The organism is Deltaproteobacteria bacterium, from assembly GCA_016234845.1.
Classification (GTDB): Bacteria; Desulfobacterota; Deferrimicrobia; order Deferrimicrobiales; family Deferrimicrobiaceae; genus JACRNP01.
Genome location: JACRNP010000212.1, coordinates 1 through 8939, shown reverse-complemented (window position 1 = coordinate 8939; position 8939 = coordinate 1). Strand labels below are relative to the sequence as shown.

Genomic DNA, 8939 nt, shown 5'->3' with positions numbered 1-8939 from the left:
GTAGAACTGCATCCACGGGGCGATCGTGGTCCCCACCATCCCGATCAGCATCGTGAGGTATGCCCCGTCGACCCGGGCGGCGGGGGAGACGATGTTCCGCCCCACCGCGGACCAGTCCGGGTGCGCGAGGTACGACGCCACCGGGTAGGTGAAAAACACGAGGCAGGCGACAAGGAAGATCTTCTCGACGATCCGGTAGCTCCCCTTCACGACGAGGAACCAGACCGCCGCCGCGCCGATCGGCACGGAGACGTATTTGCTGACGCCGAAGATCTCCCACGCCGACGCCCACCCCGCGAACTCCGCGACCGTGTTCCCCAGGTTGGCGAGCACCAGCGCCAGGAGCAGGAAGAAGGTCGGTCGGACGCCGAACTTCTCCCGCACGAGGTCGGCCAACGTCTTCCCCGTGACCACGCCCATGCGGGCGACCATCTCCTGGACGACGACCAGCGCGATCGTGATCGGGACCAGCGTCCACAACAGGGCGTACCCGAAGTGGGCCCCGGCCATCGAGTAGGTGGCGATCCCCCCGGCGTCGTTGTCCACGGACGCGGTGATGATCCCCGGCCCGAGGACGGACAGGAACAGGAGGACCTTTGTGATTTTCGGGCGACGCAGACGCACGGCCGCTCCTCCGGATTCTCCGTACCACCGTTGAAAAATAACATAGGGGGGGCGCTTTCCTGCAATAATTGACCGGAACGCGCATTTCCGAAGGGCATCGGAGGAAGATTGCCGGCACGCATCCTTTTCATCGACGACGACCCCGCGGGGCGGGAGGTGGCGCTCTTCAACCTCCGCAAGGCGGGTCACGAGGTGACCTCCGCCGCGGACGGCCGCGAGGGGCTCGCCGCGTTCGCCGCCGCACCCTTCGACCTGGTGATCACGGACCTCAAGATGCCCGGGATCCCGGGCATGGAGGTTCTCCGGAAGGTGCGGGCGCATTCGCCGGAGATCCCGGTTCTCGTCATCACGGCGTTCGGCAACGTGGAGACGGCGGTCGCCGCGATGCGGGAGGGGGCGTACGACTTCATCGGCAAGCCGTTCCATCGCGAGCAGCTGCTGCTCTCCGTGGGAAAGGCGTTGGAGCGCCGCCGCCTCGCCGCCGAGGTGCGGGACCTGCGGGTCCGGGCGTCGGGCGTCGGGCGGGAGATCGTGTGCGCGTCGGACGCCATGCGGCGCCTCCTTGCGATCGCGGACCGCGTCGCGGCGACCGACGCCACGGTCCTGATCACGGGAGAGAGCGGGACGGGGAAGGAAGTGATCGCGCGCCGGATCCACGTGCGCTCTCCCCGCGCCGAGGGCCCGTTCGTCGCCGTCAACTGCGCCGCGATCCCCGGCGAGCTGCTGGAGTCGGAGCTGTTCGGACACGCGCGCGGGTCGTTCACGGGCGCCGTGCGCGACCGTGCGGGGCGGTTCCGGCAGGCGTCCGGCGGCACGCTCTTCCTCGACGAGGTGGCGGAGATTCCGGCGGGGCTCCAGGGGAAGCTCCTCCGCGCCCTTCAGGAAAAGGCGGTCGACGCGGTCGGGGCCGACGCGCCGGTGCCGGTGGACGCGCGCATCGTCGCCGCGACGAATCGCGATCTCCCCGAGCGGATCCGGGCCGGGGCGTTCCGGGAGGACCTGTACTACCGGCTCAACGTGGTGGATCTTCACGTGCCGCCGCTCCGGGAGCGCCCCGCGGACGTCGCGCCGCTCGCCCGGCGGTTCATCTCGGAGCTGGCTCCCGGTCGGGAGATCGCGGTTCCGCCGGAAGTGACCGCGGAGCTCGAGCGGCGTCCGTGGCCCGGCAACGTCCGGGAGCTTCGGAACGCGTGCGAGCGGATGGTCGTCCTGTGCCGCGGCCACGCGGTCTCCCTCGAGGACCTGCCGCCCCTTCCCCGGGCGGCGGGAGAGAAGGGCGGGGAGGAGGCGGAATGGCCGCCGCTGCCGGCCGAGGGGTTTTCCCTCGTGGACCTCGAGAAGCGGGTGATCGAGCGGGCGCTGCGTCTCACGGGCGGAAACATCACGCAGGCGGCCGCGTATCTGCGCATCCCCCGTCACATCCTGGTCTACCGTCTCGAGAAGTACGGGATCCGGCGCGATGGGTGACCGCTCCCCCGCCGGGCTGGCGGCGAGGCTGCGGGACGACGCGCGGCCGCTCTTCTCGCGCCGCATGCTGCTCGCCGCATGGCTGCCGTGCCTTGCGATCACGGTCCTCCACTACCGGACCGGCTCCCACCACCCGTGGGGGCACGACGTCCTCCGGCGCCTCTACTATCTTCCGATCCTTCTCGCCGCCTTCACCGCCGGATCCCGCGGCGGGATCGCGCTGTCCGTCTTCGCCTCCCTCGTCTACCTCCCCCACGCGTTCACCCGCATCCTGGTGCAGGACCCCGGGGACGCCCTCGAGAAAGGGCTGGAGATCGTCCTCTACAACATCGTGGCCGTGGCGGCCGGGCTGCTGGTCGACCGGGAGCGGCGGGAGCGGGAGAAGCAGGAGAGGCTCGCGCAGCGCCTGTCCGTCGCGCTGTCGGAGCAGCGGCGGACCGAGGAGCAGCTGATCCGCGCCGGCCGGCTGGGGGCGCTGGGCGAGCTGACCGCGGGGATCGCCCACGAGATCAAGAATCCGCTCCACGCCCTCAAGGGGACCGCCGAGATCCTGCGGGACGCGATCCCCGAATCCTCGACGGAACGGCGGATGCTCGAGCTGCACATCGGGGAGATCGACCGTCTCGGCCAGACCGCCGACCGGTTCCTGTCGTTCGCCCGCCCGGTTCCCGCCGACCGGCGCCCGGTGGATCCGTCGGACGTCGTCGGGCGGGTCGCTTCGCTGGTCTCCCCCCAGGCGCGCAAGGAGGGGGTGGAGACCGTGGTCGACGCGGCGGGCGGCGCGGAAGTTCCCCGGGTGATGGGCGACGCGGAGCTGCTGACCCAGCTCCTGCTGAACATCGCCCTGAACGGCGTGCAGGCGATGGCGCCCGGAGGGGGCGGCCGCCTGACCTTCCGGGTCGCATTGGTGCGGCAGGAGGGGAAGGAGTACGTCCGTTTCCGCGTGGAGAACGACGGCCCCCCGATTCCGGAGGGGGACCGGGAGCGGATCTTCGACCCGTTCTTCACGACCCGCGACGACGGCACGGGGCTCGGGCTTTCCATCAGCTCCCGGATCGCGGACCAGCACGACGGCGTCCTATCCGTACGGAATCTTCCGGGCGGACGGGGAGTGGAGTTCTCGCTCACCCTGCCCGCCGAACGGAGCGGGAATGTCGAACGATAAATCGCTCTCCGAAGTCCACTCGACCGTGTCCATCCCGGAATCCCGCGGATTCCTGAGGCGCCTCTTCGCGTTCGCGGGCCCTGCGTACCTCGTCTCGGTGGGGTACATGGATCCCGGGAACTGGGCCACCGACATCGCGGCGGGCTCGCGGTACGGGTACGCCCTCCTCTGGGTCCTCCTGATGTCGAACCTGATGGCCGTGCTGCTGCAGTCCCTGGCCGCGCGGCTGGGGCTCGTGTCCGGACGGGACCTCGCGCAGGCGTGCCGCGACCGGTACCCTCCCGCCGTGAACGCGTCGCTCTGGATCCTGTGCGAAGTCGCGATCGCCGCGTGCGACCTGGCCGAGGTGCTCGGATCGGCGATCGGCCTGCAGCTCCTCTTCGGCCTGCCGCTCATGTACGGAGTGCTCCTGACGGCGCTGGACACCTTCCTGATCCTGTTCCTCCACCAGGCGGGGATCCGGAAGATGGAGGCGTTCATCCTCGTCATGGTCGCGACGATCGGGGGGTGCTTCCTGCTGGAGATCGTGATGTCCCGGCCGGACATCCCGGGGATCGCGAAGGGGTTCCTCCCGGCCCTGCCGGACCGGGACGCCCTCTACTACGCCATCGGGATCCTCGGGGCGACCGTGATGCCGCACAACCTGTACCTGCACTCCTCCCTGGTCCAGTCGCGCAGGGTGGTGAAGACGGCGGGAGGGATCCACCAGTCCCTCAAGTACAACACGATCGACTCCGTGGTCGCCCTGAACATCGCCTTCTTCATCAACGCGGCGATCCTGGTGATGGCGGCCGCGGTATTTTTCCGCCACGGGCACACGGACGTGGCCTCGATCCAGGACGCGCACCGGCTGCTGGCGCCTCTCGTCGGGAGCGGCCTCGCCCCCGTCCTGTTCGCCCTCGCGCTGATCTGCGCGGGACAGAGCTCCACGATCACCGGGACGCTCGCGGGCCAGATCGTGATGGAAGGGTTCGTCAACATCCGCCTGCGGCCGTGGCTTCGGCGCCTCGTCACGCGGTCTCTCGCGATCATCCCGGCGGTGGCCACGATCGCGGTCGCCGGCGAGGGGTCGACGGGAGAGCTCCTCGTCTTCAGCCAGGTCCTCCTCTCCATGCAGCTCTCCTTCGCGGTCATCCCCCTCATCCACATGGTGAGCGACCGGAAGCGGATGGGCGCGTTCGCCATCGGCCCGCTCCCGAAGGCGCTCGCCTGGGCGTGCGCGGGGATCATCGTCCTGTTGAACGTGAAGCTGGTGATCGGGGAGATCGGCGGATGGATCGCCCTGGAGGGGAGCGCCGGAGCGGCCGCACGGTACGTGGCGGTGCCGGTCGCGATCGCCGTGGGGGCCCTGCTGATCTACATCCTCCTCGAACCGTTCCTGCCCGGCGGCCGGAGGAAGCGGCCGCACGACGTGCACCGGCCGGAGGTGGGGGAGGTCGAGCCGGCGCGGCCGTTCCGGAAGATCGCCGCCGCGCTCGATTTCGGGGACGCGGACGCCGAGGTGCTGTCCCGCGCCGCGGGGATCGCCTCGTCCAGCCGGTGCCCCCTCCTGCTGATCCATTGCGTGGAGAGCGCCGGCGCGGTCGCGCTCGGCGAGGAGATCACGGACACCGAGAGCCGGGTGGACCTCGAGCGGCTGCGGCGGTACACGATCGTCCTCGGGAAGCACGACATCGAGGTCGATACGGAGCTCGGGTTCGGCCACCCGGTCCGCGTCATCCCGGAAATCATCCAGCGCCACGGGGTCGATCTCCTGGTGGTGGGAGCCCACGGCCACAAGGGGTTCTCGGACTGGCTCTACGGGTCGACCATCGACGAGCTGCGGCACCGGCTGAACATCTCCGTCCTCGTCGCCGGCCGCGACGGCTGAAGATCCCGCCCGGCGATCCGAAATCCCCTTGCTTCGAACGCCGCCGACCCGCATCTAACCGGGGAGGTCGCGGAATGAGGAGACGATCATGAGCCTGCGGATCCGGGCGGCAACGTTCCTCGGCGCGGGGCTTTGGCTTCTGGGAGCCTGGGCCGCCCACGCGGCCGGGCATGTCCACGGAGCGACGGGCGCGCCGATGGAGGCCATGGGCGAACAGGTCTTCCGGGGCACGGCCGGTCCCTGGAACGTCGAGGCCCGACTGATCGACATGAACGCCGAACTGGCCAGATCCGGGGTTTCCGCCGCGGCGATCGCGAAGCTTTCCTCGAGACACCACCTGATGGTGATCCTGACCGACCCGAAGACGGGGAAGACGGTCGTCGATGTCGACGGGGAAGTGAGGATCGCCGGTCCGGACAACACGTCCTCCTCGAGAGTCTCCCTCGTCCCGATGGGCGGTCACATCGGCAGCGACGTCCGGCTTCCGAAATCCGGGACGTACCGGTTCGAGCTGGAGACGGGGGGGGGCGGCCGAAACGGGGCCGCGACTTTCGAGTACCGCCTGAAACCGTAATCCCGCGCTTCTCCCCGAAATCTTCGATCCCGAAGAAACCCGCCCGTCCGGGACCCATCTCACTAACAGTAGGGGTTCTCGCAGAAGTCAACGCAACCAACGGAGCATTGAGGGAGGGCACCGGGATGCGAGGCAGAAAAATCCTTTTTTCGTTGGGGCTTTGCGTGATGTTGGCGGGCGTTTCCGGAATCGCGTTCGCGAATGAGCAGGGGATGCTCCCGTACGAGGCGTCGGACTATTCGCTTTCGGCGGATCCTTCCTGGCCGCCCGCGAATGCGGACGCAACCCAGGTTCGGGAGCCGATCGACACCGGGGCGGTTCCCGGGATGTCGGAAAGATCGGCGGAGCAGAACTGCTGCGGAGACGGCAGGGAGCAGTCTTACGAAATCGGAACGGGCGTTTTCCGGCACGGGATCGACGACGGGGAGTAATGCCGGCGGCGGATGCCGATGAAAAGAGGACGGATCGACGGCGCCGGGGGTCGCTTTTCCCCGGCGTCGTCGTTTGTTTCGGGACGGGCGAAAGGGAGGCGGTGCGCCGCGGTGCGCGGACCGGATAGAATGTACGGTACGGGGTGATGGCCCCGGGAACGCAACCGGGAGGAGGATCCGTGTCGCGCAGGGTCGTCGGGGTCGTTTTCGCGCTGCTGTTGACGTTGTTCCGTTCCGCGGTGTCCGGCGAGGCGGCGGACACCGGGTCCCGTTCGCGACTCTCCGGGGCGGAACGCCCTTTCCTTTCCTCCTACTTCAAATATTCCGCACAGGGGAGCCGGGACCTGATCGGCATACCGGTGGCCCCCTCGATGCCGGAGCGGGAGATCTCCCGGCTCGAGAACCGGTTGCGGGAGGAGTTGCGCGACGTTGCGGCGGGCGAGCCGGCGGTGGAGGCGGTCCGCCGCGTTCTTCTCGTGGAGGAGGGATTCACATACGACAAGTCGCCCGGGGAACCCGAGAACTACCTTCTCGAAACGGTGGTATCGAGGAAGCGGGGGAACTGCCTCGGCCTGTCGATGCTCTACCTCGCCCTGGCGGAGCGTCTCGGCGTTCCGTTCCGCGGAGTGTATGTGCCGTCCCACTGCTTCGTGCGATACGAAGGGGCCGCCGGACGCACGAACGTGGAGTTCTCGGACGGGGGGGCCGCCTGGGACGACGAACGGTACCGCCGGGAATTCCGTGTCGCTCCGGGGCGCCCGTACCTCCTTTCCCTGAGGCCCGACGAGATGCTCGGGGTGTTCCTGAAAAGCCTGGGCGCCGGGTATTCGCGCCGGGGGCGGGACGCGGACGCCTTGCGGATCTACGAGGAGGCGGCCCGCAGGTACCCGGGGCTTCCGGACGTCCACTACAACGCGGGAGTTTCGCTGCACAAGCTCGGACGGCTCGAGGAAGCGGGCGCCAGGTACCGCCTCGCGATCGCGCTCGATCCGGAAATGGCCGCTCCCCGCGAAAATCTCGGAATCCTGCTGGCGCGCTCCGGCCGGTACGCGGAGGCGATCGAGGAGGGCCGCAAGGCGGTGGAGCTCGAGCCGCGGAACGCCGCGGCCCGCGGAAGCCTGGCCAGCTCGTACTGCGGGTGCGGACGGTTCGAGGAGGGGATCCGGGAGTTCCGGATGGCGGTGGAGCTCGAGCCGCGGAACGCGCGCGCCCGGGCGGGGCTGGCCCAGGCGTACTTCGCCATGGGATCGTACCGTGAGGCCGCCGGCGAATGCGACCGGGCGGAGGCGTTGGGGTGCCGCTTCGAGCCGTCGATGCTCGAGACGTTGAGCCGGTACCGCGATTCCCGCTCGCCCCCCGAGTAGCCGCGGCCCGCGCGGAAGCGCGGCGGTCCCCTTTCTAATTTTCGGTCAGCGCCCGAACGACCGCCGAGATGTCCCTTTCCCCGAACCCTTTGTCCCTGGCGGCGCCGAACAGGTCGCACGCCGCCTTCGTCACCGGCGTCGGGACACCGGCCGCCGCCCCCGCCTCCACGGCGAGCCGCATGTCCTTGTGTGCGTGCTTGAGCGGAAAGTTGGGCGTGAAGACCCGCTCCCCGAGCATGTCGGGTCCCTTCACCCGGATCGCCGGACAGGCGACGACCGAGTTCTCGAGAACGGACAGGATCCGGTCCGGCAAAAGCCCCGCCGTAAGCCCCGTCAGCGACGCCTCCGCGAACGCGCAGAGCACCGTCCCCAGGATCTGGTTGATGATGAGCTTCATGTGCGCCGCCATCCCGGTGTCTCCCATGTGGATCACCTTGCTTCCCATCGTCCGCAGCAACGGCTCCATCCGGCGGGAGAGCGCCTCGTCGCCCCCGGTGAGGATCGTGAGCGTCCCGTCCGCGGCCGGTTTCCGGCTGCCCAGAACCGGCGCCTCGAGGTGTTCCGCGCCCTTCCCGCGCACGAGGGCCGCGATCTCCCGCGACGTCTCCGGCGATACGGTGCTCATGTCGATGTGGACGATCCCGGGGGAAATGGCGGAAAGGATGCCTCCCTTCGCCGTCACGACGTCGCGCACCGCCGCCGGGTCGGCCACCATCGTGATCACGATCTCGGAGCCGCGGACAAGCTCCGCGAGCGACGGCGCCGCCTTCGCCCCGGCCGCGACGAGCGGTTCCATCTTCGCGCGTGTCCGGTTGTACACGGTGACCTCGTGCCCCTTGGAAAGGATGTTCCGGCACATCGGCTCCCCCATGATCCCGAGCCCCACGAACCCCACCCTGGCCATCGCCGCCTCCGATGCCGGCGCATTCCGGCGGAAATACCGCCTTGACGCCCCGCGCCGATTCATCAGAATGGTACCATGACGATCCCGGCCGCCGACGTCCTCCGGAAGACCCCGCTGTTCGCCGCCCTCCCGGATGAAGACCTCCGGCGGGTCGCCGCGCTGGCCGTCCCGCGCCGGTTCGGAAAGAAGGAGTCCGTCTTCCGCGAGGGAGAAAAGGCGGACGGGTTCTTCGTGGTCGCGTCCGGGAAGGTGAAGGTGTTCAAGCTCTCCGGGGAGGGGAAGGAGCAGGTCCTCCACGTCCTCGACCCGGGACAGACGTTCGCCGAGGCCGTGATCTTCGAGGGAGGGGTCTATCCCGCGAACGCGGAAGCGCTCGCCGACTCCGTGCTGCTCCTCCTCCCGAAACGACCGTTCATCGATCTCCTCGAGCGGCATCCCAAGGTGTCGATCCGGATGCTCGGATCCCTCTCCCGCTGGCTCAAGAGGATGACCGACCTCGTGGAGAGCCTTTCGTTGAAGGACGTGGAGGCCCGCCTGGTC

General features: G+C 69.1%; 9 protein-coding genes. 7 read left to right on the top strand and 2 right to left on the bottom strand.

All coding sequences use genetic code 11. From position 1 onward, the window contains the following. A partial coding sequence (locus tag HZB86_12880; GenBank protein MBI5906411.1) for an Nramp family divalent metal transporter occupies window positions 1-624 on the bottom strand: 624 nt, incomplete at its 3' end. Window positions 625-732: 108 nt separating this feature from the next. Here HZB86_12880 and HZB86_12875 point away from each other — a divergent pair. The 6 genes from HZB86_12875 (at window position 733) to HZB86_12850 (ending at window position 7495) form a co-directional block, all read left to right on the top strand. Further along, the gene (locus HZB86_12875) at window positions 733-2091 is read left to right on the top strand and encodes a sigma-54-dependent Fis family transcriptional regulator (protein ID MBI5906410.1); all 1359 of its coding nucleotides are present in this window, start codon (window positions 733-735) and stop codon (window positions 2089-2091) included. Then, complete coding sequence (locus HZB86_12870) at window positions 2084-3256, top strand: sensor histidine kinase (GenBank protein MBI5906409.1); 1173 nt, start codon at window positions 2084-2086, stop codon at window positions 3254-3256. The genes HZB86_12875 and HZB86_12870 overlap by 8 nt, the downstream gene beginning before the upstream one ends. Then, on the top strand, window positions 3243-5126 hold the full coding sequence (locus tag HZB86_12865) for an Nramp family divalent metal transporter (protein MBI5906408.1): 1884 nt from the start codon (window positions 3243-3245) through the stop codon (window positions 5124-5126). Before HZB86_12870 ends, HZB86_12865 begins: the two co-directional genes overlap by 14 nt. An 88-nt stretch (window positions 5127-5214) precedes the next feature. Next, the gene (locus tag HZB86_12860; GenBank protein MBI5906407.1) at window positions 5215-5700 is read left to right on the top strand and encodes a hypothetical protein; all 486 of its coding nucleotides are present in this window, start codon (window positions 5215-5217) and stop codon (window positions 5698-5700) included. A gap of 125 nt (window positions 5701-5825) precedes the next feature. Further along, entirely contained in the window at window positions 5826-6131 is a 306-nt protein-coding gene (locus HZB86_12855; protein MBI5906406.1) for a hypothetical protein, read from the top strand. Window positions 6132-6310: 179 nt separating this feature from the next. Further along, window positions 6311-7495, top strand: a complete 1185-nt coding sequence (locus HZB86_12850; GenBank protein MBI5906405.1) for a tetratricopeptide repeat protein — start codon at window positions 6311-6313, stop codon at window positions 7493-7495. 34 nt (window positions 7496-7529) lie between these two features. Here HZB86_12850 and HZB86_12845 read toward each other — a convergent pair whose 3' ends face one another. Beyond that, window positions 7530-8399 carry an NAD(P)-dependent oxidoreductase gene (locus HZB86_12845; protein ID MBI5906404.1) on the bottom strand — a complete coding sequence of 290 codons (870 nt, stop codon included), beginning with the start codon at window positions 8397-8399 and terminating at the stop codon, window positions 7530-7532. A gap of 75 nt (window positions 8400-8474) precedes the next feature. On the opposite strand from HZB86_12845, the gene HZB86_12840 reads away from it, so the two are divergent. Next, a partial coding sequence (locus tag HZB86_12840) for a Crp/Fnr family transcriptional regulator (GenBank protein ID MBI5906403.1) occupies window positions 8475-8939 on the top strand: 465 nt, incomplete at its 3' end.

Bases quoted from the DNA above. Each gene is read 5' to 3' on its own strand.
- HZB86_12870 (MBI5906409.1), top strand. From the start codon at position 2,084: ATGGGTGACCGCTCCCCCGCCGGGCTGGCGGCGAGGCTGCGGGACGAC.
- HZB86_12865 (MBI5906408.1), top strand. From the start codon at position 3,243: ATGTCGAACGATAAATCGCTCTCCGAAGTCCACTCGACCGTGTCCATC.
- HZB86_12860 (MBI5906407.1), top strand. From the start codon at position 5,215: ATGAGCCTGCGGATCCGGGCGGCAACGTTCCTCGGCGCGGGGCTTTGG.
- HZB86_12855 (MBI5906406.1), top strand. From the start codon at position 5,826: ATGCGAGGCAGAAAAATCCTTTTTTCGTTGGGGCTTTGCGTGATGTTG.
- HZB86_12845 (MBI5906404.1), bottom strand. From the start codon at position 8,399: ATGGCCAGGGTGGGGTTCGTGGGGCTCGGGATCATGGGGGAGCCGATG.